Consider the following 25,602-nt stretch of genomic DNA (forward strand, 5'->3'; position numbering starts at 1 on the left):
CATTGACCTGTTCGCAAGGAGACGGCCATGCGCGATTTCCTGATAGCCCCGTCGTTGTTGTCCGCCGATTTCGCCCGCCTTGCCGACGAAATACGCGCCGTCACGGCAGCCGGTGCCGACTGGATTCATCTGGACGTGATGGACAATCACTACGTGCCGAACCTCACGGTCGGGCCGCTCGTGTGCGCGGCGATTCGCCCGCATACGTCCGTGCCGATCGACGTGCATCTGATGACGATGCCCGTCGATTCGCTCGTGGCCGGTTTTGCCGAAGCCGGTGCGAATACGATCAGCTTTCATCCGGAAGCGTCGCTGCATGTGCACCGGACCATCGAGCTCATCAAGTCGAGCGGTGCGCGCGCCGGACTCGCGCTCAATCCGGCTACGCCGCTCGCGGTGCTCGACCATGTGATCGAGCGGCTCGACGTGGTGCTGCTGATGTCGGTGAATCCGGGTTTTGGCGGGCAGGCGTTCATTCCGGAAACGCTGGATAAACTGCGGGTCTTGCGCGAACGGGTCGATGCGGCGATGCAGCGAACGGGACGGCTGTTGCTGATCGAGGTGGATGGCGGCGTGAAGGCGGCGAACATCGCACGAATCGCGGCGGCGGGCGCGGACGTGTTCGTGGCGGGGTCGGCTGTGTTCGGTGCGGGTGACTATGCACAGGCAATCGGCACGATGCGCGATGAACTCGAGCACGTGAACGAAGACAACGAAGGCGCCGACGCTTTGGCGATGGCGCGATGACTCGACGCGCCGGCTTTCGTCTTCAGCGCTTCTTCATCGTTTCGCCCGGCGCACGCCATGCCGCGAGATCCTGTTCGGGCCGCTCGACCGCGCAGCCCCAATCGAGCGGCTGATCCTGATCGAAACGCTTGCCGAGCCGCCATGCAATCTCGGCGCGCGCGAGTTGGACGCCCATATAGAACGCGTGGCCGCCGTCTGCTTCGAGATGCAACTGCGGGTAGAGCGCGAACGGGTCGCCTGCCAGGCGATGACCGTCGCGGTTGTAGACATGAATGCCGTCGGCGCTGACCTGGACGCGGAAGTTAGGGTCGCGCACGTCGCGCGCAAACTCGTCGATTTCGGCGGCGCTGTACGGAAACGGGCGTTTGGCGTGGACGGTAGCGAGATCGCTGTCGATGCCCTTGGGCAGCACCTGCGCCTCGCGCGCGGCGTGCATCACCCGGCGAGCGACGTCGGCTTCGCGCACCGCGCGCCGCGCATGCAGGCTGACGGACGTGGTGAGCACCGCGCTCACGCGAAGCTCCGCCGCCATGCCGAGCAGGGCCGCGTTGATGCCGCTGGTGTCGGCCTCGGTCAACTCGGTCACGTTGCCGATGCCCATCATGATGGCGATGTTCGGGTAGCGCTCGCGCAGCCGGACATAACGCGCAATCGATGCGGCGAGGCCGAACGGAATCGGATCGAGAATCGGGTCGGCGAGAAACGCGCGTCCGCGTGCGGCGAGCAGTTCGATCGCGGCGTCGAGCGAGGCCGGATCGCCCGGCTCGCGCGCAACGAGGATGGGCGTGGACGGCACCTCGTCCGCAATCCATAGCGTATCGAGATTCAGGCTCATCAGATAATCCGCGCCCGCGCGGCCGCCGCGCAGCAATTCCTCGCTGCGCATCGAATCGACACTGACACGATACCCCTGGTCTTTCAGCAGGCGCACCGCGTCTTCGAGATGCGGAAACGGCGTTTCGGGCAGGCAACCAATGTCGATCACATCGGCGCCCTGCGCGGCATACTCGCGCGCGCGCGCGGCGATGCCGTCCAGATCGAGGCGTGGCGCATCGACGATTTCGGCAAAAATGTCGGTCTCGTAACGCGTCAGATCGAACGGCTGCGCCTCGCGGCCGAAGAATTGCGGCAGATCCTTGACCTCTTGCGGGCCGCGCTCGAACGGCACGCCGTAGTGTTCGGTCAGCGCAGCGAGATCGCCACGGCAGCGACCGGGCACGATCACGCGCTGCGCGACGAGTGGCGCAGGCACCCGGCGACGGATCAGGTCCGCCGTCATGAGCGCGGCGACCTGCAGGCCGATTTCGCGGATTTCCCAACTGAATGGCGTGGACGCCATGCTTTCGAGCACGCGGATCAGGCTCTTTTCGGCGAGCCGGCCAGTCAGGAAGACGATGTGATCCATGTCAGTACGCGCGGGGCTGCCCCAAATGTATCGACTCCCGCTCGGGAAGCTGAGAACGTACGGAGCGTGGGTGCTGTTTCATGTGAGATCGAATGTCGACAGGCGTTCACCGAGCGCCGCTTTCAGTTCGTCCAGCGAGCGGACGAGCGTCGTGTATTCGAAGCGGGACAGGCGCTCAACGTTGTCGAGTTCGATCGCCCGCGGACGCAGTTCGACCCATTCGTTCGGGCTCTGTGTGACCACGGTCGGTTCGGTGTCGCATGCAAAGACAATGCCCGGAATGCATTGCTTGCCGGCTTGCGCGTACATATTGGTGGGCAACGTGTCGGAGATGCCGAACGCACATTTGGCGACGGTGTTGCTGGTGGCCGGCGCGATCACGACCGTGTGATACATGCCGTGATAGAGCATGCCGACCGGCACGCCGCTCGCGCTATTGTCGCGAAACACGCGGAAGTGTTTGCGCAGCCTCGGCAACGGCCAGCCGTAGAGTGGCAGGACTTCTTCCGCGGCTGCGGAAAGGAACAGGTCGGCGCGCGGCAACTCCAGTGCGAGCGTAATCGACTCGTCGAGCAGATGGCCGGAGCCGGTTACGCACCACGCGAAGCGCGCATCGGGCTTGAAGTCCGCGAGATTGCGAGCAGGCGCCTGGGTCATGCGGTGAAGGGCGGCGATTCTTCGGATGGCGAATCGTCAGGCGGCAATCCGTCCAGCGCCGAGCCGTCGTGAGACAGACGGATATGCAACCGGCGCATCTTGCGGTACAGCGTGTTGCGGCTGATGCCGAGCGCCTTGGCAACGTTGCTGACGTTCCAGCGATGCTCGTCGAGCAGCGTAAGCACAGTCCCGCGTTCGTTCAATTGAATCGCATTGAGCGAGGAGAGATCCGCTTCGTCGGCCGGATGCGGCTCGAAGTCCACCGCCGCCGTGCGCGAACCGACTGGCAGCCCGGTTTCCGGCCCACGTTGCGTGATTTCGACAGGCAGATCCTCGCAGCGGATCGGTTGTCCGTCGCACAGCGCGATGGCCATCTGCAATACGTGGCGCAACTGGCGGATATTGCCGGGCCACGCGTAGGTCAGTAACGCGTGCTCGGCTTCCGGCGTCAATTCGGGCGGATCGTTGTCCGACTCGTTTTCGAGCAGATGATGAATCAGCGCGAGCTTGTCGATCCGTTCGGAAAGCGGCGGCAGATTCAGTTCGACGCCCTTGAGCCGGTAGTACAGATCCTCGCGGAACTGTCCGCCATGCACGAGTTCGAGCAGATTGCGGTGGCTTGCGCTAATGAGCTGAAAATCCACCTTGATAGTCGTTTCCGCGCCGAGCGGTGTGACCTCGTGTTCTTCGATCACGCGCAGGAGCCGCGCCTGCAACGAGAGCGGCATGTCGCCGATTTCATCGAGAAAGAGGGTGCCGCCGTTGGCCTGCACGATCTTGCCGCGCCGCCCTTCGCGCTGGGCGCCGGTAAACGCGCCGGCACGATAGCCGAACAGTTCGCTTTCGATGAGGTTTTCGGGCAGCGATGCGCAATTCACCGGCACGAACGGGCCCGATGCGTGCGGGCTGATGCTATGCAGCGCCTGCGCGAAGACTTCCTTGCCGGTGCCCGTTTGTCCTCTGAGAATGATCGGGATCTTGCGCTGGACCACGCGCGCCGCGAGCTGGATTTGCGAAGCCATGCGCGGGTCGCCGAACTCCAGGTGTGCGATTTCGTCGAGCCTCGCCGGCGCCGGCCGTTTGTCAGCGGCGCTGGCGCGCGCGGCCGGCGCCGACACCACCACCCGCGTGCCGCGCTCCGCGCTGTTTTGCGGCGTCTGCGCGACAAGGAAGAAGCGGTTGGTCGCGTTCGCGCTGTACACGGTGACCGGATGAAACGACCCGCGAATGCTGCGCGCGATCATGTCTTCGAGCGACGCATTGAAGGCTTCCTCGATACGCCGGCCGCGCAATTCGCCGAGCGTGCGAAAGCCGAGCTGGAAGAGGGCGCTGCGGTTCGCGGCGAGCACCGTGCTGTCGTCCGCTACCGCCAGTTTGCCGCCGTGCAGCGTACCGACGAATTCCGGGCGGCTGTGGAAATGAATCATGTTCGCGTGCCGGTAGCGCGCATCCAGCAGACGGTTCTCGATCATTTGCCGCGACATGCCGACCAGCACCAGCGAATGCTGCTGCAACAGCTTCGAGCGGCTCGTTACGTCCAGCACGCCGGCAATCTCGCCGCGGTCATCGAAAATCGGCGCGGCGGAGCAGGTGAGCGACGTATAGCGCGGATAGAAATGTTCGTGCTGGCAGACGGCGATGCAGTCGCGCTCGGCCAGACACGTGCCCATGCCGTTCGTGCCGGCCTCGCGCTCGCTCCACAACGCGCCGACGCGAAAGCCGTCCGCGGCGACTGCCTCGGCGAAAGGCACCGACGAAACCTGATGGACGATCATGCCGCCCGCGTCGACCAGCACGACCGCCAGTTCGGGATCGGCCAGTTGCTGATAAAGCGTGGTCATTTCGAGCTTCGAACAGGCGATCAGATCACCCATTGCCTCGCGGCGCGAACTTAGTTCGTAGTCTGTCAGGACAGGCGGTGTGACAAAACGGGAAGGGTCGAGCCGGAATTCGTTCATGCAGCGCGCCCACGATTGAGCGACGGGCTCGCTCGTTGGGCGCGTGGCCAATTGATGGTTGACGACGTTCAGAACTTCACGGACGTGCAGAGTGCTGTCAGCGAGCAACGACATGGGGCCTGTCTCCGTTGCGTCAGTTCGTGCGCGCCGGCTCGCATTGCGTTGCGGGTGCTCTGCTTCGCCATGCGCGTCACGAGTGCCGCTTTATCGATACTGTCTTCCCCTCGCGCTGCGGCTTCTGCTGTCCGTATGCGCACTGAGTGATTCGCCCTTGTAACAAGGCGTCGGCTTAAAACTGTACGCCGGATGTCGCGGCCGTTCAATAAGAAGTCGCAATAACCCTACATGGCGTGCCCGATTTTTGCTTTTATCAATGCCATGCCGTTGCGGGCGCTTCGCGCTCGCCGGCGGCGCGGAGGTTGTTGCAGGTTTGGTGCAGAGTGCTTCGCGTCCTGTCACCCATGATCTGCTTTGTGTTTACCCTTTTGTGTTTACCCGAATCCCGTCTGTTAACTCGTTTGCCCATTATTTGCCGCACTGCGGTGGAGAACATCATGGACCGTATCGATGCCGTTCGCCTTGCCAGTTTCTCCGCTGCCGGCGCGCCGGGCGCCACTGCCCCGTCCGGTTCGCTCTCTGCCGGTACGCTGTCCGGGCGCATGGACATCGTCTTTATCGAAAACTTTGTCGGTCAGACGATTATCGGTATCGACAGCAGCGAGCAACATGTTCTGCAGCCGGTAAGAATGAACCTCGCAATCGGGGTTCCCTCGATTCGTGCGTGCACGACCGATCGCATCGAGGACACGATAAATTATGCGGCGGTTCGCAGTGCGCTGCATGCGCTGCTCGCCTCGCACGGCGTGCGGCTGCTCGAAGCGCTCGCCGAAGCGGTGGCGCGTCTGCTGATTACGGACTTCGGCGCTCACTGGGTGCGCGTTGCGCTCGCCAAACCCGCCAAGTTCGATGACGTGTCGGCCGTCGGCGTGCAGATCGAGCGGCAGCGTAGCGATATGCAGCAAGCGGCCACAGGGCTCGTGGGTTATGCGTCGCTCGGGGCAGGGCTGATTCCGAATTGAGCGCAAAAGAAGGCAAGCGGCGCCGTTGCCGGCGCCGCTTGCCTCATGCTGTGCGTCACACGGTCGACTATTTCGCCGACGCCGTCTTGTCGGGGCCCAGTCCGCAACTGTGATAGGCCTCGGTCTGCAGCGTGCGGAATTTCTTCGTCTGTGCTTTCGCGTGATCGACCCGAAACTCCGAGCCGCCTTCGCCGCCCAGGGTTGCGTACTTCGAGAACGTCGACTGGGCGACGAAATCGTCGTAGGACAGCGCGGTGGCCATCTTGTCGATCACGCACGAGCATTTATAGACGTTCACGAAATCGTGTCCGTTGTCGTCCATGCAGCTCAACACGTATTCGACGCGTCCCTGCGTCGGGTAGCTGTAGCCTCCCGCCGGGGCCTGCGCCGTGGGCGCGTCGCCGTCCGCCCAGGCGAGCGGCACCGCGAGCGCGACGCAGGCACAGGCCGCCAGCGCACGACATCGTATGGTCATCTCATGCCTCTATCAAAGGGTTTGCGCTTCAGCTCAGAGCCCGCGCAACGGCGGGCTCCTGTCGCATCCACGCGAACTCGCGCACCCTCAGTTCGGTGCAAACGGATGCGCGACGCTGCCCTTTTTCGCCACGACCTCCGCGGCACTCGGTTCACCGGCGACAGCGCGCTGGATCGCCTCGCGCGTGGCCTTGTAGTTGAACTCCTGAATCTTCTTGTCGTCGTCCGCCTGCCAGTGAATGAAGACGCCGACGCACAGGAACAGATCGTCCGCCTCGTCTTTCGGAATCGTGCCGTCCTCGACGCTGTCCGCGACAGCGAGCGCAACGGCATGCTGCGCTGGGCCGAACATCTGCACGGCCTGCTTGGCGCCCTTGATGGTCACCTTGTTGAACAGGATCGTGTTCGGCTTGGTGAGGAGGTTCGGTGCGATGACGGCGAGCAACGATGTGAAGCCATCCTTATTATTGGTGAGCGCATTGCAGAATGCGGTTTCCGCAGCCGAACCCCGCGGTCCGATCAGCAAGTCGATGTGTGCGACCTCGTTGCCGTCGCCGACGAGCGACTCTCCTATCAGCACGCGATTGATCTTGGCCATTCTGTTCCTCCGATGAGTGGAATACGGACTTGCTGACTGACATGCCGCCGGTGGCGATCCTGTTGCCCGATCGCCGGACGGCCGGTTGATGCACGGTGGCACTAACTAACAGGATCCGTGCCAGTGCGCGGTTCGCGTTGCTGCGGTGGGATCGGGCCGCCATTGCAGGCACGTGCGAGGCAGCCGGCGACGAACAGCGTGGCCACGGTCAGGTCCGCGCTGGTGCCGGGGTTGATCGCGCGCGCCTTCAGTTCGGCGTCCCATGCATCGAGCGGTTGCGCTGCTGCATCTGGGCGCTTTTGCGCGAGGGTATGCCGCCATTGCGCGTGCCGTTCGCGTGCCGCAAGCGTGACACTCTGCGCCACCGCGACACCCTGCTTACGCACAATGTGAGAGTCGGGCCAATGGCCTAGGAAGGTGAGAAACACATGGAGCGTGGCGCTGCGCGGCTGATCTGCGGGCATTTCGCGAAACGCGGCGAGACCGGTTTCGAAGATGTCGCGAAAGCCTTCCGCGTATTGACGGGCGATGCTGTCGCGCCCGGCGGCGAGCGTCATCGCGTCGCGCAGATTGACCGTGGGCGCGCTGTGGACCGGCTGCTCGGGGGCCTCGCCGAGACCGCCGGGATTGGCGAGCGCAATCGCGCGATACGCGAGGCGAGCGTCGTCGATGTCGAGCCGCGCGAGCACGCGCGCGGTCGCCGCGCGCCAGGCGTCGGCCGACAGTGGGCGCGCGGTGTCCTCCAGCGCCGCCGCGAGCGGGGCGACCAGCAGCAGAATGCCAAGGTTCGTGTTGCAGCCGACCGCGTCGCGCGTGCGAGTGACCGCATCGAGCACGCGCTGACCGACCGGCGCGCCGCGTGTGAGCAGCGCGTCGGCGGCGACTGCCGCGCTGGCGATGAACTGGGCTGCGCGCATGCCGTGGCCGGCGCTTTGCACGCTGACGTTGCCCGGCTTGGGCGTTTCCACATCGAGCCGGCAGGCCGCGAGGAAAGCGGCGTGAACCTGCTCGAACCCGACGCAACCGGGCGGCTCAGCCATGACGTCTGTGCAACGCCACGACGGCGGCCTCGCGGGTCTCGCCGGACTCGCCGACGGCGCGGCGCTGCGCGGGCAGCTTGCGCAGGAGCAGATCGTCGGCGAGCGCCGCCGCGATGTCGATCGACGCGACCGACTGCAGGCCGCGCCATGCCGCCACGCCGTTGACTTCGAGTACGAGCGGCCGGGCGGCGTCGTGTGGATCGGGGATCAGGTCGACGCCCGCATAGTCGAGTCCGAGCGCCTCGGTGGCCCGCACCGCGGTTTGCGCGAGCGGCAGATCGAGCTCGGCGGCTTCGCACGCGGCGCCTTGCGCGAAGTTATGAATCCAGCCCTTGCCGCCGACGCGCCGCATCGCCGCGACGGCACGGCCGCCGATCACCAGCACGCGCCAGTCGAAACCCGGACGGCCGCCTTCGATATAGCGCTGCAGATACGCCACCTGCCGATACGCTTTGAGCGAAGGCAGAGGCGCCAGCGCGCCGGGGTGGGCGCCGCCCGCGCCGAGCCGTTTGAGCCCGTGGCCTTGCGAGCCGAACAGCGGCTTGAGTACCACCTGGCGTCCGGCCGCTGCTTCGCGCATCAGCACGCGCTGCGCAAATGCCGCAGATTCGCCGGCCCATGTCGCGGGCGTCGGTACGCCGTTGCGATGCAGCAGAAAACTCGTCATCGATTTATCGACGCTGCGCTCGATCGCGCGCGCGTCGTTGTACACCGGCACACCGGACTCGCGCAGCGCATGCAGGATACCCAGTCGCAACGTGACCTGTTCGAAGGTGCCTCCGGCGATGCCGCGCACGAAGACCGCGTCCGGCAGCGTGCGGCCGAAGCCCGGCAGCACCAGCCCATGCGGCTCCCACGTCGTATCGATCCGGCAGTCCGCCAGATCGATACAGCGCGCCTGCGCGCCGCGCGCGCGGAAGGCCTTTTTCAGGCGGCCGGTGTGCCAGCCCGTTTCGTCGCTCATGATCGCAATGCGCAGGGGCGCTTGCGGATCGACGGGCTCTGCGCAAGGCGCGGGGAAACTCATGGCTTGCCGCTCCATTGGTCATGCAGCAACGCCGCGTCGACGCGCCCGCCGTGATACGTCGCGCCGCTTTCAAGGCTGCTCACCCACACTTCGGCCGGTGCGAACAGCGCGGGATCGATCTGATAGAAGTCGTAATTGAACGACGTGAAGATGTCCGCGAATGGGCGGCCGTAATCGCGCGAGGTGGAAGCGGGCAGTTCCGCGGCGAGCCGTCTGGCCACTGCATCGTGCTTCACGGTGAGATGCACGCGGCTGCCGTACAGGATTGCGTCGTTGGTGCGCCCCATTGCCTGAATGCCGTCCGGCGCGGGCGGCGGCAGCGGCGCCGAACCGCCGCCTTCCACCACTTCGTCCAGCGCGACGCCGAGCACATGCGTTTTGTGCAACGCAACTTCGACCACGCGCGCCACCACCTGTACCGTTCCCGCGACAGAGTGTGTCGGCGTGGTGACAAGCGTCAGCCGCTCAGGCGCGAGGCCGCAGTCGCGCAGCACCTTGTCGATCACGACCTGCGGCGGCAGGCGGTCGACCTCCAGCACCAGCGCGCCACGCTCATGCGTGTCGCGGTAGCCGAGTTCGGCGAACAGCGGCTCCTTCACGGCCAGCGCCCGCGCCGGTCCCGAGCCGAGCGAGAAGAATTTCTTGCCGCCGGTCTGTTCTTTGGTCGCCGACAGGCTCCAGCCGGCGTACTGGCTGCCGAGGCAGGCCAGCACGGGCCACGAGGTGCGCACTTCGATCATGCTGGGCCACAGCGGCTGCGCATCAAGGCTCTCGCGCACGGTGACGTGGCCAAGCCCGCCCATGCAGATGCGCGCGATCAGCACGCCTGCCGCGACGCTGCCGGGCGCCACGACGCCCGCGTCGACGAGCACGGTGCCGTTTTGCGCATGGCTGACGGCCGCGCCGAAGCGCGCGGCGTCGTCGACCAGACGGCTGACGAGACGCTCGCTGAGCGCGTTGACGCTCAGCGCGGCAGCACCGGCGAGCGGCGGCTGGGGCGCATCAGGAGTGGCATTGGATGAAGGCATAGTCGGGCTCACGGCAGGTTTCGATTCGTTGCAGAACGAGCGCGCGCTGCGCGTCGAGCGCACACCGCACCGCGTCTACCGAAGCCGCGCGCACGAGCAGCGTGCAGACCGGCTGGCCGGCTTCGATGCGCGTGCCGGGCATCGGCACGTCGCGGCAGCGCGGATCGCGCAGACACGCGTCGCTAAAGGACTGGGAGACGGCGAACGGACGCGGCGCGAACAACACCTGTTGACCCGCACGCCACGGTGCTGCCGCGGGCGTTGGCGCGGCCGGCAGGCGGCCGTGGCGGCACGCTTCGATATGACACGCGAGCAGCCCGCGCGGCCATGCATGCGGCGACGCGGTTTCGTAGAGCGTCATCGTCGACGAGGGGCGGGTGTTGATTTCGAGCAGTTCGAACGCGTCGCCGTCGAGCAGAAAATCGCAGCTATTGATGCCCGTGAGGCCGGTCTGCGCACAGAGCGCGGCGACGGCCGCATGCACGCGCGCCTGGACGGTCAGCGGCAGGTCGATCGGACCGATCGACCCGGCATGCACGAAGGGCAGATTGCCCATTTCGCAGGTGAGTTGCTCAGCGAAGCCGAGCACACGCGAGTGGCCGCGGGCGCCGATGAACAGCGCCGACAGCGAACGCCCGCCACGCCGGCGCTGGAAATAGACTTGCGCGGGAGCACGCGGATCGCTGAACGCCGTGGCCAGTTCGATATGCGTGCCGCCGCAACCGTCCGCGCGTTTGACGAGCCAGCCGTGCGCCGCTGCGGGCGGCGCGAACACGACCGGCGGATGGGCAATATCCAGCGCGTCCAGCAGCGCGAAAAAACGTCGAGGCTCGCGCACTGCGGCGCTCGCTTCCACAGGATTGCCGATGAAGCGGGGCAGGTGAGGCATGCCGCACAACCGCGCGACCAACGGTTCGAGCCCGCTGCCGTCGATCCAGCCGATGAGACCCGGCAAACGCGCGGTACGTTCGAGCGCCGCGGCGAGCCGCTCGGCGTCGATCGACAACGGGCCGCCGCCGATGTCGAACCACAACTCCGATGCTTCGCGAGTGTCGCGGTCGCCGAACACATCGAGCGCGGCGACGCGCAGACCCGCGCGCGCGGCGGACTGCGCGAGCATGCGGGCGGACAGTCCCGCCACGGCGACGAACGGCGCAGGCGGTAGCGATGGGTGCGGCTTCATGGCGACTCGGGCAGGGTCAGGTGTAGCGCGCAGGCGCAACGAAGCGCGCTCATCCGAGGCCGGCCGCGACTGCGCGGGCCTCGTCGAAGGCTTGCGGGAAACCCAGGTAGACCGGCTTGCCGCCCGTGCGCATGCGGATGAAGAGGCGATGCTCCACCTGGTATTTGACATTGCCGATCGCGAGTGCGCCGATGCCGATCGCGCCGCCAGCCGTCGGCGCGCCTTCGATCGGCTTGCCGTCGTTCATCACGTTGACGCCCGCAATGCCTTCCGGCGGCACGGCGTTCACATCCGCGGCAATCAGCAGATGCCGGGCATGCGCGAGGTCGTCGGTGCGGACCACCTGCACGCCGGCGATGGCGGTGGCGAGCACGATCTCGGCCTCGCCCAATGCCGCGCGCAGGTCTGCCGGCGTCGCCGTGCTCACTCCCTTGGTCACGATGCCAAAGCGCCGGTTGATGTCGTCGCTGACATGCGCCGCGCGCGCCTGGTCGGTGTGGCTCGCAATCGACACGTCGGCGCCGAGCGAGGCCGCCATAGCCGCCGCCACACGCCCGACCGCGCCGGTGCCGCCGAGAATCAGCACGCGCTTGCCGCCCAGTTCCATGCCGAACGCCTTGGCCAGATGCCGCTCGACCAGTGCGACGAGCGCGGCGGCGGTCGTGTACGAGCCGCTTGGGTCGGCAAACACGGAGACTTCGAACGGCGGGACCATCGCTTTGCGCGCGCTGTCGAGCATGTCGGCGGCGAGCATGACGTCGCGCCCGCCGATGAAGATGCCGGTGCGCGACACGCCCTTCGGACCACGCGAAAAAATCGCGTCCTGAGTCAGGTTCGCGACCATCCCCGCCTCGACGCTGCAATACGGCACGATGATCTGGTAGCCGGCGTCGGCGGCCATGTTCACGTCGAACGGACTCATCTGCGGCGTGGCCGTGAACATGTGCAGGATATAAGGCCTTTCAGCGGGTTTTTCAGTGGTGTCGGACATGGCAGGAGGCTCGTTTCAGTGACGTTTCTCATGAAGGCGCGAGGGAATGGCTCATGGCTGCGTGGGCTATCCGCGGCTGCCTCGCTGCCGGATCGGCAGGCAGCAGTGCGAGGCCGGGGCGCGTCATGCTGCGTCGATACGCTGCGGCTGCCGCGCTTCGACGGAGCGCACCGTCGCGCCGCGATTGCGTCCCGCCACCACCGTGCATTCGATGTGAGGCAGACCGCGCGTCGCCGCGCGCGCCGTGGCGAGCGCGGCCTCGGCCTCGCGCGCGTTGGCGACGATCGCAAAGCCTGTCGGTCCCCACGAGGTCTGGCCGATGCCCGCGGTTCGCTCGGCGGCCACGGCGCGTAACGCGCGCTCGACATCGGGGCTTGCGAACACGCCGCCTTGCACGGGCGCGAAGTATTCGCCGATGGTCTGCTGCATCTCCGTGAGGCCATGCGCGAAGGGCACGATGTTGCGCTCCGCGGCGCCCGGCAGGATCTTCATCAGCACGAGGTGGCACAGGTGCGCGGCGAGTTGCTGCGGGAACGGGGCGAGCGCGGCGAGACCGCGGCGTTCCTCGGCACCGTGCAGGCCCTCGCGAGCGTTGTCGCTGACGAGCAGCACGCGCCAGCTTTCCGGAAACGGCTGGCGCGCGAGCAGAGGCGGCACGCCCGGATGCAGATCGCCGGACGGCCCACCGTCCACCAGCAGGCCGCCGGAATCGAAGCCGAGCACGCCGATGCCCGAGCGCGCGCCGCGTCCGAGCAGGCTGGCGAGCTCGGCGCTCGTGGCCACATGGCCGAGCAGACGAACAAAGGCGCTGCCCACGGCGAGCGAGAGTTGCGTGCCCGATCCCAGGCCGCTGTGTGCGCGCGGCGTGCGGACCACTTCGATCGCAACGGGCGTCGGGTCGTAGGCGGCGTGCAGACGTTCCAGACAGATCGCAATGCGCTCGCGTTCCGCATCGGTCGCCGCACCGTCGATCCGGTCGCGCTCGGCGAGCCGCGCTTCGACGCGGGTGCCGGCGCCATCGACGACCAGCCCGAGACTGCCGAACGCGCGTCCAAGCGAGGCGTTCGGATCGAGAAAGCCCAGGTGCAGCCGCGCGGGCGCGTCGACCGTCACGGTGGCTTGAGGCGGAAGGCGGCGAACGTGAAGCTGCATCGCGAGTGTCCTTGTTCGTGCTTGAGTTGCCGTGCATCAGCGGACCTACCTGGTGGGCCGCCGCGACGAGGGCGCGTACCGCGGCGCGGCGGCCCGGCGGGGGACTTCAAGCGAAAGCCGTACCAGGCTCGTAGCGCGACACCGGGATCAGTCGGCCCCGGGGTCTTTCGGCTTGTCGTATTTGATGTAGCGGAAGCGCTGATCGTCGGTCGGGGTGCCTTCGAGCGGGCCGCCTTCGGTTGCTGGTTGCCACTGAATGAACGATTCGATCTTGCTGGCGAGCGCGAAGTCCTTGTCCGTGATGCCTTTGGCGGAATGCGTTTTGAGTTTCACGGTCACGAATGCATAGGAGACCGTGAGATCCGGGTGATGCCAGGCGGCTTCCGCGAGGTGGCCCACCGCGTTCACGACCATCAAGGTTCCTTTCCAGCCCTCGGTGCGATATTTACGCCGCAGCCAGCCCTCTTCCAGATACCAGTGCTGTAGCGGACCGATGAGGCGTTGCTGGATCTCCTCGTCGGAATAGACCTGTTCTGCGTTTGCCATGACCGTTGCTCCGCACGTGTTGGAACCGCCGCTAACCGTATGACGCGCTGCAATTGACGGGCCAGTCAGGCGCTCGCGCCGCAGGTTCGGGCGTTCTGTTGCTGCCTGCTGCGCGACGGACACGCTTCGTACCGGCGAGTGACACAGTATGTCCCACGTGCCGCGGCGCAGCCGTCACGGCCGTGACACGCATGAGCCGCGTGCCGCGCCGCGCGGCGCGTGCCGACGAGCTTCTGTCGGCGAACGATGCGCACGGTGGTTCGATTCCGGCATGGAATATGCGTTGGCCGTCATGCGCCATAAAGCCCGGCAACGATCGGGAAGCGGCGCTGATCGTTACCCGTATTCGAGGAGGCGCGCCCGATGCGACGAGGTAGCGTGGGTCATTCGTGAGTTGAACAGCAAGACCATTCTGGAGGAGACATGAACTTACGCACCACGGTTCTTGGGCTCGCGATCCTCGCGTCGGCAGCCTTGAGTTCGTTCGTTGCACAGGCCGATTCGCAGCTCGACGGGCTCATGAAGAATCCGTCCAACTGGGCCGCGCAGGCGGGCGACTATGCCAACCATCGCTACAGCCCTCTCAAGCAGATCAACGAAAACAACGTCGGGAAACTACAGGTCGCGTGGACCATGTCGACCGGCGTGCTGCGCGGCCACGAAGGCGCGCCGCTCGTGATCGGCGACACCATGTATATCCACTCGCCATTTCCTAACAAGGTAATCGCTATCAACCTGAAGGATCAGACGTTCATCTGGCAGTACCTGCCGAAACAGGACGATCAGGTGGTGTCCGTGATGTGCTGCGATACCGTCAACCGCGGGCTCGCGTATGGCGACGGCAAGATCTTCCTGCAGCAGGCCGACACCAAACTCGTCGCGTTGAACGCGAAAACCGGCGACGTGGTCTGGACCGCGCAAAACGGCAATCCCAAAGCAGGTGAAACCAACACCAACGCGCCGCACGTATTCGGCGACAAGGTGCTGACCGGCATTTCCGGAGGCGAGTTCGGCGTACGCGGGCGTCTCATCGCGTACGACATCAAGACCGGGAAACCGGCCTGGACGGCCTACAGCACGGGCCCGGACAAGGACATGCTGATCGATCCCGACAAGACGACGACGTATGCCGACGGCAAGATGGTGCCGGTGGGCGCGGACTCGTCGCTGAAGTCGTGGAAGGGGGACCAGTGGAAACTGGGCGGCGGCACCACCTGGGGCTGGTACGCGTGGGATCCGAAACTCAACCTGGTCTACTACGGCACCGGCAATCCGGGTACATGGAATCCGACGCAGCGTCCGGGCGACAACAAATGGTCGATGTCCATCTTTGCGCGCGATCTGAATACCGGTCAAGCCAAATGGGTCTACCAGATGACGCCGCACGACGAGTGGGACTATGACGGCGTCAACGAAATGATCCTGTCGGACCTGTCGATCGACGGCAAAAAGGTTCCGGCTATCGTTCACTTCGACCGTAACGGTTTCGGCTACACGTTGAATCGCGAGACCGGCCAGTTGCTGGTTGCCCAGAAGTTCGACCCGGCGGTGAACTGGGCCGATCACGTCGACATGAAGAGCGGCAAGCCGATTCGCAACGCGGCCTATTCGACGCAGGCAGCCGGTTCGGACCACAACGTGAAGGGCATCTGTCCGGCGGCGCTCGGCTCGAAGGACCAGCAGCCCGCAGCGTACGACCCGGGATCGAGCCTCTTCCTCGTGCCGACCAACCACGTCTGCATGGACTACGAACCGTTCGATGTCGACTACGTGTCGGGCCAGCCGTATGTGGGCGCCACGCTGTCGATGTATCCGGGCCCGAACGACAACAACTCGATGGGTAACTTCATTGCCTGGGATGCTTCGAAGGGCAAGATCGTCTGGTCCAAGCCGGAGCGGTTCTCGGTATGGTCGGGCGTGCTGGCCACCGCAGGCGGCGTGGCCTTCTACGGCACGCTGGAAGGCTACATCAAGGCGGTCCGCATCAAGGACGGCAAGGAACTGTGGCGCTTCAAGACGCCGTCGGGAATCATCGGCAACGTCTTCACCTACGAGTATCAGGGCAAGCAGTTCATCGGCGTCTACTCGGGTATTGGCGGCTGGGCCGGTATCGGCATGGCGGCGGGCCTCGAGAAGTCGACGGAAGGCCTCGGCGCGGTGGGCGGTTATCGCGAGCTTGCGAAGTACACGGCGTTGGGCGGCACGCTCTTCGTGTTCGCCATTCCCGGCGGCAACAGTTGAAGCGCCGGAGTTGACCGAAACGCGTGGCCGGCTTGCCCTTGCAAAGGATCGGGCGGCCGGCGGCGCCTTCAGTCATACGTAGTCGTCTACGAGTCATCTGGTCCGCGCCTTTGCCGGCAATTCGCCGATGCGTCGATGAAACGCGTCGGGGCGCGGCCTTACTTTGAAGGAGACATGTGCATATGAAAGGCCGATCAATCTTGTTGCGGGCGGCACTGCCCGCCGTTTTCGTCGTACTGCCCGCTGCGTTCGCCCAGACCAATCCCGCGATTGCCCAGGTGGCGTACAAGGTGGTCGACGGCAGCAAGGTGGACCCCAATACGCTGCAAGGGTGGAAGACCTGGCGCGCACTGGCCTGCGAACGCTGTCATGGCGCGCAGCAACAGGGGATGGTCGGACCCTCGCTCGTCGATGCGTTCAAGACGCTGGACAAGACCGAGTTTCACCGCACCGTGTTCGGTGGTCGCGTGGACAAGGGCATGCCCGACTTCAGTTCGAGCCAGATGATGCAGAAGAACTGGGAGAACCTTTACGCCTATCTGAAAGGGCGTTCCGACGGCCAGATCAAGCCGGGCGATCTGCAGGCCATCGACTCGAAATAGCGCCCACGTCTCTACCTCAGGAGGTTATCGATGCGTCATGGCAAACGAATGCCCACGCACGTCGCAATCGTAACTGCCGCGCTGTGCTATGCGGCGATTGCAAGCGGCGCGGTGCGCGCCCAAGGCGAGACAATGCCCAATAACGATGGCGCCGATGGGGTGCTGCGGGTCTGCGCGGACCCCAACAACATGCCTTTGTCCAACAACAAGGGCGAGGGCTACGAGAACCGCATAGCCAGCCAGATGGCGAGCGATTTCGGCTACAAGCTCGAATACACGTATTTTCCGCAGCGCATGGGTTTCGTGCGGCACACGTTGCGCGAGAAGGTGCCGGACACCGAGCGCTACAAGTGCGATCTGATCATCGGCGTGCCGAAGGGCTACGACATGACCTCGACGACGCAGCCTTATCTGCGCTCCACGTATGCAATGGTCTTTACGAAGCGGCCCGAACTGGCCGGCATCAATACGCCGGACGATCTGCTCAAGCTGCCGCCGGACCAGTTGCACAAACTGCGCTTTGGCATCTTCACGCAGACGCCCGCGGTCGACTGGCTGCTCAGCCATGATCTGATCGATCAGGCGGTTTCGTATCAGGTGCAAAGCGGCGATCCGCAGGAATACCCCGGCCAGATGATCGAAAAGGATCTGCAGGCGGGCAACGTGGACGTGGTGTTCCTGTGGGGGCCGATTGCGGGCTACTTCGCGAAGCGCTCCGGCGATACGGTCAAGCTCGTGCCGTTCCCGGCCACGCCGGGGATCCGCTTCGACTATACGATCTCGATGGGCGTGCGCTACGGCGAGAAAGCGTGGAAGGACAAGGTCGATCAATGGATCGGCGCGAACCACGACAAGATCGACAACATCCTCACCAGTTACGAAGTGCCGCTTCTGAAGCCCGTCGATACGCCGGCAGGCAAGCCCGCGGACGGGTCGCCATGAGGCGGGAGCGGCAGCGATCGCGCCGCGCGTGGCGGCAAGTGCTTGCGGTGTGTGTAACGTGCGCAATGTGTGCGACGCACGGCGCAGCGTTTGCTGCGGGCACCGACGAAATCTCCGCCGCCGAGCGGCTCATCTTCACGACGGATCATCTGCACGGCATCCAGCAGCAAACCGAGCTCGACTACGCTTTCCTCAGTACGGACCAGCCGGCGCACAGTACGGACGTGGTCAAGGTGCTGGTGGTCAGCCCGGACAACGCCAAAGGCGATGCTCAGGTGTCCGATCACAGCGGCGCGGTGCCGTTGCCGAACGCCGGCTTGCAGTGCAATCCGGTGATCATCTATTTCCTCGAACGCGATATCGCGGAGATGGAGCATCTGACCGGCGGCCAGCGCCGCTACTTCCAGCAGCGCCTGCGCCTCGCGCTCGCCGCGGGGCCGAAGATCGAGACGGTGACGAGCCAGGTCGGCGGCAAGCCCGTGAAGGCGCGGCAGATCGTCGTCCAGCCGTACCTGGGCGATCCCAATTCGGAACGCTTCGCACAATTCACCGGCAAGCGCTACACGTTCCTGATTGCCGATACGGTGCCGGGCGAGGTCGCGCTGATCCGCACCGACGTGCCCGGCGCGAACAACGATTTCGCGCACCCGTTGCAGACGCAAACGCTGAGCTTCCAGGCGGCGCTGCGAAAACTGTCGCCGCCGCCGAACGCGCCGAATGTGCCGTTGAAGCCTTCCGACGCGCCGCGTGCGAGCCGTTAGCGAGGCCGCGCCAAGGTGAATTTCATCCGCTCGCTGACCTTGCGCCAGTTGCAGATCTTTGTCGTGGCGAGCCGCTACACGAGCTTCGCCCGGGCCGCGGAGGAATTGCATCTGACCCAGCCGGCGGTGTCGATGCAGATTCATCAGCTCGAGGAGGCGGTGGGCCTGCGTCTGTTCGAGCGTATTGCGCGCAAGCTCGCGTTGACCGAAGCGGGCGAGATGCTGAGCCATCACGCGAGCCGGATTCTCGGCGAGATCAAGGATGCGGAAGACGCGATGACCTCGCTCAAGCAGGCCGATAGCGGCTCGATCGCGGTGGGCATCGTCAGTTCCGCGACGTACTTCGCGCCGAAGCTGCTCGCCATGTATTCGCATCTGTATCCGAAGGTGGACGTGCATTTTTCAGTGGGCAATCGCGATGCGCTGCTGCGCCTCCTGCAGGACAATGCGATCGATCTCGCCATCATGGGCCGCCCGCCGCCGGAGCTCGACACCACGACCGAGCCGCTCGCCTGGCATCCGCAAGTGGTGATCGCGCCGCTCGACCATCCGTTATGCGGTGCGCGGCGCTTCGATCTGCAGGAACTGCGTGGCGACACGTTTCTGTTGCGCGAGCCCGGCTCCGGAACGCGCATGGCCGCGGAGGAAATGTTCAGGCAGCATCTTTTCACGCCCGCGAAGGTCGTCACGCTCGGCAGCAATGAAACGATCAAACAGGCGGTGATGGCGGGCATGGGCGTGAGCCTGATTTCGCTGCATACGCTGCTGCTGGAACTGCGTACCAAGGAAATTGCATTGCTCGACGTGAACGGCACGCCGATCGAACGGACGTGGCAAGTCGTGCATCTGCGGGCCAAGCAGTTGTCGCCGACGTGTTCGGTATTCAGGCAGTTTCTGCTCGAACAGGCCGCCGCTTATCTGGAGCGCGAGTATGCGGCGTTCGTCGCCTTGCCCGCGAAATCGGGAGTGTTGAAATGAGCGAGGCGGGAGGTGCGGCGCGCGTGCGTTATGGACGTTATGGACGTTATGGGCGTTACGTGGGGTCCATCGGCATGATCTGCGTGGCATTCGCCTGTTCGCAGGCGCTCGGTGCGCCGACTTCGATCGCGGTCATGGACTGTGTGTTGATCGACGATAACGCGGTCTACAACGATGCCGGGACCAACCGCATCCAGCAGGCGCGCATCGGGATGGTGAGCGAGGCGCTGCGTGAGCAGTTGCGCGAGAGTCAGCGTTACCGCGTTGCCGACAATACGGCCGCTGCCGGCCTGATCGCTCAACTCGGCGCATCGCAGGATTTGAACGCATGCGCGGACTGTGCGCGGCAGGTGGGACGCAAACTCGGTGTCGAGCAGATCGGCCGGTGCTGGGTCCAGAAAGTCAGCAACCTGATCCTGAACATTAACCTGCATGTCGAAGACGTCTCCAGCGGGACGACCGTCTTCCAGCGTTCGGTCGATATTCGCGGCAATACCGACCTGTCCTGGCGACGAGGCGCGGCGGCGCTGGCCGGATTGCTGGCTGGCGGTGCGGCAGCGGGTTCGACAGCGGGCTCGACAGCGGGCTCGGCAGATCGTGGCGCCTCTCCGTGAGAGCGCAGCGATTTTCCCGCAGCGGCACACTGTGTACTCGAAATACGTAACAGGTTGACATCGTTCCTCGCGCGAGCGCACCTGCTGCGTCCAGCCGAGTACTGGCACAGAGTATGCGGCGAGGTCCGCGCATAGCGATGAGAAGCACATCCGTATCGCGGGTTTATGACGAGCCCGCGCCTGATTGCCTGCTATAGGGGATTGCATCGATGGGTGCTGGCGAACTGCTTCAGGACTGGCGCGTGCATGCACTGCAGATCGAAGACGAAGTCTCGCGAGTCGTGATCGGCCAGCCGCAGACCATCCGTCTCATCACCGTCGCGTTGTTTGCCCGTGGCCATGTGCTCCTCGAAGGCGGCGTCGGGGTCGGCAAGACGACCGTGTTGCGCGCGTTTGCGCGGGTGGTGGGAGGCGAGTTCGAGCGCGTGGAAGGCACCATCGACCTGATGCCGGGCGATCTCGTCTATCACACGTACGTCGACGCCGAGGGCAGGCCGCGAATCGATCCCGGTCCGCTGCTTCGACACGGCGAGCGGCTCACCACGTTCTTCTTCAACGAGATCAATCGCGCCCGTCCCCAGGTTCAGTCGCTGCTGCTGCGCGCGATGGCGGAGCGTTCGGTGTGGGCGTTCGATCGCGAATATCGCTTTCCGCACATGACGGTGTTCGCCGACCGCAACAAGGTCGAGAAGGAAGAGACCTTCGAGCTTGCATCGGCGGCGCGCGATCGCTTCCTGTTCGAGTTGGGCATGCCCACGCCGACCGAGCCCGACGTGCGGCGCTCGCTGGTATTCGACGCGGCGTTCCATGACGTCGACAGCCTGCTTGCGCGGCTCCCGCCTGCGATCGTTCAGTGGGAACAGTTGAACCAGGTCGGCGCGGCCATTCAGGAGAGCGTGCAATCGAGTGAAACGATCGAGCGCTATGTTCTGGACATCTGGCAGGCCACGGAAACGCCGCAGCGTTTCGGCATTGCGCTCGACGGCGTCGATATGGATCGGCTGATTCTGGCTGGCGCAAGCCCTCGGGGCATGAGCGCGCTGCTGCGCGCGGCCCGCGTGGTGGCGTGGCTGGCCGGCCGCTCGCATCTGGTTCCGGAAGATATTCATGCCGTGCTGATGCCCGCGCTCGGGCATCGTGTGTTCTTCACGCCGATCTATGAACTGCGCCGCCAGGAACTCGCTGAAGCGCTCATGGCGCAAATCATGAACAGGCTGGCCGTACCCTGAACCATGAACGGGACAGCGGAATTTCACTACCGGTTGCCGATGCGCGCAGGCGGATTTCGTCCCGGCTCGCATCCGGGATCGAGCTTCGGCGCCGGCCAGGAATTCGCGATGCACGGGCGTCTCTTCGACTACCCGGATCCGCGCCGCCTGGATCTGCGCGCGAGCGTGCGCGCCGCGCGCTCGGAGTGGCTGGTGCGGGTTCACCTGCAGCGCGCCGCGGTGCCGGTGCAGGTGATCGTCGATGTCTCGGCGTCGATGCACTTCGGAAAGCGCCAGACGAAGTTGCAGGTTGCCGCGGATTTTGTCGAAGCGTTGGGATACAGCGCATTCCGTGTCGGCGATCCGTTGGGCATGCTTGCCTTCGATACCCGCGCGCGCGACGATCTTTTCATGCCGGCGCGATATGGCCGGGGCGTCGGCAACCTGCTCGCGACGATGTTGCGCGAGAGCGAGAGCGCGAGCGCCGCCGCCGGAAGCGGTGGTATTGCCGGGCTGCAACGCGCCGCTTCGGCGCTGGCCGGACGGCAGGCACTGATCTTCCTCGTTTCGGATTTTCACTGGCCGCTCGCGGAATTGCCGGCCGCACTCGATTTGCTGGTGCACGCCTGCGTGGTCCCGATAGTAGTCTGGGACACCGCTGAAATCGCCCCGCCGAACGGCGGTTCGCTACTCGCGGTCAACGATGCAGAGTCCGCCCGGCAGCGCACGCTATGGCTGCGCGGCAGCGTGCGCGAGCGTTGGCGCGAGGCTGTCGCGCGGCGGCGCGCGGAACTCGCGAACATGTTCGGCAAACGCGGCATCCAGCCGTTTTATGTCGAGAGCGCTTTTGATCCGGAGGCGATGTCGCGCTACTTTCTGGAGACGATCGCATGAGACCTGACGGGCGCGGCATTGGCAGATCGGGAAGGTCGCTGTGCGAGGCGTCCGGCGCAACGAGGTTTGTCTCGTCACTCGCGTTGACATTGGCATTGGCATTAGCGCCGGCGATGAGCGTCGCTGCCGGCTCAGGCGATGTCCTTCAGCCGACGGTTCAGGAGCCGCGCGCATTCGGCCATCTGCTCGGCGATATCGTCACGCAACGCATCCTCCTGAGCGCCGGCGGCAACGATGTCGGTTCGGTCGCGCCGCCTTCCATAGGCCGCACCGGCGCGTGGCTCGAACGGCGGCCTGCCCGGATCGAAACCGATGCCGAAGGTCGCCGGTGGATGGCAATCGACTATCAGATCGTCAACGTCGCGCCCACGCTCACCCGGATTGCGTTGCCGGCCTTGACATTGACCTCCGCGTCCGGCGCGACGCTGCAGGTTGCGGAGTGGCCGCTCAGCGTCGGTCCGATAACCTCCGCCGATGCCTTCGACGCCGGCGATCTGCAACCGATGCGGCCCGACCGGCAGGCTCCCTTGACGCCGACCGCGCCGCTGCGAAGGCAGGCGGCTTTCGCGCTCGGCCTGTTGCTGCTGACGTTGCTTTCGTGGGTCGGCTGGTGGCTGTGGCGCAACTGGCGTGAGTCGGCGCGGTTGCCTTTCGCGCGCGCCTGGCAGCAGATGCGGCGCATGGACGGGCCGAACGCCGACACGTCCGCAGATGCGTGGCTGTATCTGCACCGCGCACTGAACGAAACGGCGGGCCATGTCGTTCACGCGGGTTCCCTGCCCAGCCTGTTTGCGCGAGCGCCGTATTTGCAGCCGCTACACGCGCAGCTCGAACAGTTCTATCAGCAATCCGGCGAACGGTTCTTCACGCCCGCACCGGCGTTAGCGCCTTATCCGTTGCGGGGGCTATGCCGCGCACTGTATCGCGCAGAGCAGCGCCATCAGCGATGAACACGGTGTTCGACTTTGCCTATCCGTGGCTGCTCGTGCTGTTGCCGCTGGCCGCGCTGCCGTTGCTGCGACGGCGCGGCGACACGCTCGCCTTCTCCTGGGTCGCGTGGCTTCCGGACGATCGCCTCGGACAATGGATCGGCTTGATCGGGCGGGGCAGTGCGGTGCTGGCGATGGCGGCTATCGTGTTCGGCCTGGCCGGTCCGGGACGCTCGCAGCGGCAGGTGCTGCGTACGGGCAGCGGAGCCCAGATTCTGATCCTGATGGATCGCAGTGCGAGCATGGACGAAACGATGAACAGCAAAGGGGTGGAGTCGCCGGCGGGCGAGTCGAAGAACAAGGTGGCGCGTGCTTCATTGACGAACTTCGTCGCGCAGCGGCCCAACGACCGGCTCGCGTTCATGATGTTCGGCACGAGCCCCGTGCTTGCGATGCCGTTCACCTACGACCTGCGTGCAATCGAGGCGGCAATTGCGGGCACGGCGGTGGGTCGCGGCATGCCGGACACGCAACTCGACCGTGGGCTGCTGGCGGCGATCGGCGAGTTCAATGGACGGGCCTCCTCGGGCCGCCGGGCGATCGTTCTCGTCTCGGACGGCGGCGCGAGACTCGACACGCAGGTACGGCGGCTCATCCAGGATGGACTAATGCGCAACCAGATCGCGCTTTACTTTATCTACTTGCGTAGCGGCACCTACAGTCCCGATCTGAACGCCGCGGTGCCCGCGAATGAGTCTTCGGCCGAAGCCGAACTGCATCGCTACTTTCTCTCGCTGAAGACACCCTACCGGCTTTTTCAGGCCGGTAACGCGCGGGCGATGAAGGACGCGATGGCGGAGATCAACCGGCAGCAGAATGCGCGGACTTCGTTTGTCGAGCGTCTGCCGCGACAGGATCTCAGCCCGTATTGTTTCGCGGTGGCGCTGTCGGCTTGTGCGCTCCTGCTGACTTTGCGGTTGCTTCAGGTGCGGGCCTGGTCATGAAACGCTTATCCATTCATGTGATCTTCGCGACTGTCGCGCTGTGCTGCGCTGGTGTCGCGGCGTATGACTGGGCTCGCCTGCAGCACGCGCAGCACGTCGATCAGGCGATGGCCGCAGCAGCGGGTGAAACAGGCAAAGCGGCGGGCAAAAGCGGCGCGACAGGCGCCCCGCGCAACGAACGCGGCAACGGCGGCGGCGACTTCCGCGAGGTCAGACTCGCGCGTGCCGTCGCGCTGTCGAACGCCGGTATCTACGATACGGCCGGCCCGCTCTTCGAGGATCTGATCCGCGACGAACACCTCGACGAGATCGGGCGCGCCGCGCTGTTCGATCTCGGCAACATGTACCTGAGAGAGAGTTTGGGCAACAACCGGTCCGGCACAGTGCAGTCGGTCGCGATGATCGAGGAAGCGAAGGCACGCTACCGTACGTTGCTGCGCGCGGCACCGGACGACTGGGACGCACGCTACAACCTCGAACGGGCGCTGTGGCTCGCCCCTGAAACGCACGCCTCGAACGATTCGCCCGAGGTCAAGTCGCAGCACAACGTCAAGGTCAGCGATCCGCAGAGCAAGGATCTGCCATGAGCTTGCTCGAGTGGACGCGTGGGTTTTCCCGCGGACGGCACTGGGCGACATCTGCGGCACTGCTGTTGCTGATCGCTGCGGTCGCCATGCCCCGCGTGGTGCTGCCGCGCGATACCTTCAGCTATATCGTCACCTTCGACATTACGCAGAGCATGTACGTCGAAGACGTCGCGCTGAATGGCGTGCCGGTGAGCCGGCTGGTATTCGCGCGGGCGGCGATGCGCGACGCGATCGGACGATTGCCGTGCGGCTCGAAGGTCGGCTGGAGTGTGTTCACCGGTCAGCGGACCTTGCTGTTGCTGCCGCCGGTCGAAGTCTGCGGCAACTATGACGCGCTGCTTTCGTCGCTCGACAGGATCGACTGGCACATGCGTTGGACTAACTGGAGCCGCATTGCCGAGGGCGGCGTCTATTCAGCGGTCCGCGTGGCGCAGGACGTCGGTCATGGCGCGGCCGTGGTGTTCGTCACCGATGGCCAGGAGGCGCCGCCGGTGCTGCCTTCGGATGCGCCGGCGCGGGACATCAACCCTGCTCAGGTCAAGGGCTGGCTGATCGGCGTCGGCGGTGATCAGGCCGCGCCCATTCCGCACACCGATGCCGACGGTAAGCGTAGCGGCTACTGGCAGGCGGACGATGTGATCCAGGCTCCACCGCTGCCGGGTTCCGCAACGCAGGCGGAAAGCCACGAGGAACTGTCCGCATTGCACGGGCATTATCTTGCTGCGGTGGCCGCTCAGATCGGCTTCGGATACCGCCGCCTGTTGGGTGCCGCGGCCTTGAGCGATGCCATGCTCGATGTGCGATTCGCGCACCGCGAACCGGTGCCGACCGACTTGCGCTGGTGTCCCGCACTGCTTGCGTTGTTGCTGCTCGTCTGGCGATTCGCGCCGGAGTTCCGTTGGGCCACGCGTCGCGTGACCGGCAGATCTGCGAACTCGTCATATGTGTGAAGCCATG

General features: G+C 65.2%; 26 protein-coding genes. 14 read left to right on the top strand and 12 right to left on the bottom strand.

Annotated elements, in window-relative coordinates; genetic code table 11:
- The first annotated feature begins 27 nt into the window (after positions 1-27).
- Positions 28-747: a ribulose-phosphate 3-epimerase gene (rpe, locus tag PDMSB3_RS23075; RefSeq protein WP_007176323.1), complete on the top strand. Its 720-nt coding sequence runs from the start codon at positions 28-30 to the stop codon at positions 745-747.
- A 22-nt stretch (positions 748-769) separates the two neighbouring features.
- On the opposite strand, the gene PDMSB3_RS23080 is transcribed toward rpe, so the two are convergent.
- From PDMSB3_RS23080 to PDMSB3_RS23090, 3 genes are all read right to left on the bottom strand, one after another.
- The gene (locus PDMSB3_RS23080; protein ID WP_165187836.1) at positions 770-2,152 is read right to left on the bottom strand and encodes a DUF6513 domain-containing protein; all 1,383 of its coding nucleotides are present in this window, start codon (positions 2,150-2,152) and stop codon (positions 770-772) included.
- Between the two features lie 78 nt (positions 2,153-2,230).
- A complete protein-coding gene (locus tag PDMSB3_RS23085) occupies positions 2,231-2,809 on the bottom strand; it encodes a flavoprotein (protein ID WP_007176325.1) in 579 nt (192 codons plus the stop codon).
- Positions 2,806-4,881, bottom strand: coding sequence for a sigma-54-dependent Fis family transcriptional regulator (locus PDMSB3_RS23090; protein ID WP_007176326.1), 2,076 nt, complete (start codon positions 4,879-4,881; stop codon positions 2,806-2,808). The genes PDMSB3_RS23085 and PDMSB3_RS23090 overlap by 4 nt, the downstream gene beginning before the upstream one ends.
- 440 nt (positions 4,882-5,321) lie before the next feature.
- On the opposite strand from PDMSB3_RS23090, the gene PDMSB3_RS23095 reads away from it, so the two are divergent.
- Positions 5,322-5,846 (top strand): dihydroneopterin aldolase, encoded by a 525-nt coding sequence (locus tag PDMSB3_RS23095; protein WP_007176327.1) that lies wholly within the window; start codon positions 5,322-5,324, stop codon positions 5,844-5,846.
- A 67-nt stretch (positions 5,847-5,913) separates the two neighbouring features.
- Here PDMSB3_RS23095 and PDMSB3_RS23100 read toward each other — a convergent pair whose 3' ends face one another.
- The 9 genes from PDMSB3_RS23100 to PDMSB3_RS23140 form a co-directional block, all read right to left on the bottom strand.
- Positions 5,914-6,321, bottom strand: a complete 408-nt coding sequence (locus PDMSB3_RS23100; RefSeq protein ID WP_007176328.1) for a hypothetical protein — start codon at positions 6,319-6,321, stop codon at positions 5,914-5,916.
- Between the two features lie 87 nt (positions 6,322-6,408).
- Positions 6,409-6,918 (bottom strand): formaldehyde-activating enzyme, encoded by a 510-nt coding sequence (gene fae / locus PDMSB3_RS23105; protein WP_007176329.1) that lies wholly within the window; start codon positions 6,916-6,918, stop codon positions 6,409-6,411.
- Positions 6,919-7,019: 101 nt separating this feature from the next.
- Positions 7,020-7,958 carry a triphosphoribosyl-dephospho-CoA synthase gene (locus tag PDMSB3_RS23110; protein ID WP_007176330.1) on the bottom strand — a complete coding sequence of 313 codons (939 nt, stop codon included), beginning with the start codon at positions 7,956-7,958 and terminating at the stop codon, positions 7,020-7,022.
- Complete coding sequence (locus tag PDMSB3_RS23115; RefSeq protein ID WP_165187838.1) at positions 7,951-8,985, bottom strand: ATP-grasp domain-containing protein; 1,035 nt, start codon at positions 8,983-8,985, stop codon at positions 7,951-7,953. The genes PDMSB3_RS23110 and PDMSB3_RS23115 overlap by 8 nt, the downstream gene beginning before the upstream one ends.
- Positions 8,982-10,013 carry a methenyltetrahydromethanopterin cyclohydrolase gene (mch, locus tag PDMSB3_RS23120; protein ID WP_165187840.1) on the bottom strand — a complete coding sequence of 344 codons (1,032 nt, stop codon included), beginning with the start codon at positions 10,011-10,013 and terminating at the stop codon, positions 8,982-8,984. The genes PDMSB3_RS23115 and mch overlap by 4 nt, the downstream gene beginning before the upstream one ends.
- The gene (locus PDMSB3_RS23125) at positions 9,988-11,196 is read right to left on the bottom strand and encodes an ATP-grasp domain-containing protein (protein WP_007176333.1); all 1,209 of its coding nucleotides are present in this window, start codon (positions 11,194-11,196) and stop codon (positions 9,988-9,990) included. Before PDMSB3_RS23125 ends, mch begins: the two co-directional genes overlap by 26 nt.
- A 49-nt stretch (positions 11,197-11,245) precedes the next feature.
- Positions 11,246-12,187: an NAD(P)-dependent methylenetetrahydromethanopterin dehydrogenase gene (locus tag PDMSB3_RS23130; RefSeq protein ID WP_007176334.1), complete on the bottom strand. Its 942-nt coding sequence runs from the start codon at positions 12,185-12,187 to the stop codon at positions 11,246-11,248.
- 123 nt (positions 12,188-12,310) lie between these two features.
- A complete protein-coding gene (locus PDMSB3_RS23135; RefSeq protein ID WP_165187842.1) occupies positions 12,311-13,339 on the bottom strand; it encodes a beta-ribofuranosylaminobenzene 5'-phosphate synthase family protein in 1,029 nt (342 codons plus the stop codon).
- 147 nt (positions 13,340-13,486) lie between these two features.
- On the bottom strand, positions 13,487-13,885 hold the full coding sequence (locus PDMSB3_RS23140; RefSeq protein ID WP_007176336.1) for a 4a-hydroxytetrahydrobiopterin dehydratase: 399 nt from the start codon (positions 13,883-13,885) through the stop codon (positions 13,487-13,489).
- A 423-nt stretch (positions 13,886-14,308) separates the two neighbouring features.
- Here PDMSB3_RS23140 and PDMSB3_RS23145 point away from each other — a divergent pair, with 423 nt between their 5' ends.
- From PDMSB3_RS23145 to PDMSB3_RS23200, 12 genes are all read left to right on the top strand, one after another.
- Complete coding sequence (locus PDMSB3_RS23145; protein WP_007176337.1) at positions 14,309-16,126, top strand: methanol/ethanol family PQQ-dependent dehydrogenase; 1,818 nt, start codon at positions 14,309-14,311, stop codon at positions 16,124-16,126.
- A 182-nt stretch (positions 16,127-16,308) separates the two neighbouring features.
- Positions 16,309-16,728 carry a c-type cytochrome gene (locus tag PDMSB3_RS23150; RefSeq protein WP_007176338.1) on the top strand — a complete coding sequence of 140 codons (420 nt, stop codon included), beginning with the start codon at positions 16,309-16,311 and terminating at the stop codon, positions 16,726-16,728.
- 30 nt (positions 16,729-16,758) lie between these two features.
- Complete coding sequence (locus tag PDMSB3_RS23155; RefSeq protein WP_007176339.1) at positions 16,759-17,670, top strand: substrate-binding domain-containing protein; 912 nt, start codon at positions 16,759-16,761, stop codon at positions 17,668-17,670.
- Positions 17,667-18,431 (top strand): hypothetical protein, encoded by a 765-nt coding sequence (locus tag PDMSB3_RS23160; protein ID WP_165187844.1) that lies wholly within the window; start codon positions 17,667-17,669, stop codon positions 18,429-18,431. The genes PDMSB3_RS23155 and PDMSB3_RS23160 overlap by 4 nt, the downstream gene beginning before the upstream one ends.
- Before the next feature lie 15 nt (positions 18,432-18,446).
- Positions 18,447-19,409 carry a LysR family transcriptional regulator gene (locus tag PDMSB3_RS23165; RefSeq protein WP_007176341.1) on the top strand — a complete coding sequence of 321 codons (963 nt, stop codon included), beginning with the start codon at positions 18,447-18,449 and terminating at the stop codon, positions 19,407-19,409.
- On the top strand, positions 19,406-20,023 hold the full coding sequence (locus PDMSB3_RS23170; RefSeq protein ID WP_165187846.1) for a DUF3280 domain-containing protein: 618 nt from the start codon (positions 19,406-19,408) through the stop codon (positions 20,021-20,023). Before PDMSB3_RS23165 ends, PDMSB3_RS23170 begins: the two co-directional genes overlap by 4 nt.
- A 209-nt stretch (positions 20,024-20,232) precedes the next feature.
- Positions 20,233-21,252, top strand: coding sequence for an AAA family ATPase (locus PDMSB3_RS23175; RefSeq protein WP_165187848.1), 1,020 nt, complete (start codon positions 20,233-20,235; stop codon positions 21,250-21,252).
- Between the two features lie 3 nt (positions 21,253-21,255).
- Positions 21,256-22,125, top strand: coding sequence for a DUF58 domain-containing protein (locus PDMSB3_RS23180; RefSeq protein ID WP_007176344.1), 870 nt, complete (start codon positions 21,256-21,258; stop codon positions 22,123-22,125).
- Positions 22,122-23,075, top strand: a complete 954-nt coding sequence (locus tag PDMSB3_RS23185) for a hypothetical protein (RefSeq protein WP_007176345.1) — start codon at positions 22,122-22,124, stop codon at positions 23,073-23,075. The genes PDMSB3_RS23180 and PDMSB3_RS23185 overlap by 4 nt, the downstream gene beginning before the upstream one ends.
- Positions 23,072-24,058, top strand: coding sequence for a vWA domain-containing protein (locus PDMSB3_RS23190; RefSeq protein ID WP_165187849.1), 987 nt, complete (start codon positions 23,072-23,074; stop codon positions 24,056-24,058). Before PDMSB3_RS23185 ends, PDMSB3_RS23190 begins: the two co-directional genes overlap by 4 nt.
- On the top strand, positions 24,055-24,645 hold the full coding sequence (locus PDMSB3_RS23195) for a tetratricopeptide repeat protein (RefSeq protein ID WP_165187851.1): 591 nt from the start codon (positions 24,055-24,057) through the stop codon (positions 24,643-24,645). The genes PDMSB3_RS23190 and PDMSB3_RS23195 overlap by 4 nt, the downstream gene beginning before the upstream one ends.
- Positions 24,642-25,595, top strand: coding sequence for a vWA domain-containing protein (locus tag PDMSB3_RS23200; protein WP_165187853.1), 954 nt, complete (start codon positions 24,642-24,644; stop codon positions 25,593-25,595). Before PDMSB3_RS23195 ends, PDMSB3_RS23200 begins: the two co-directional genes overlap by 4 nt.
- Positions 25,596-25,602 lie beyond the last annotated feature (7 nt).

The organism is Paraburkholderia dioscoreae, from assembly GCF_902459535.1.
GTDB lineage: Bacteria > Pseudomonadota > Gammaproteobacteria > Burkholderiales > Burkholderiaceae > Paraburkholderia > Paraburkholderia dioscoreae.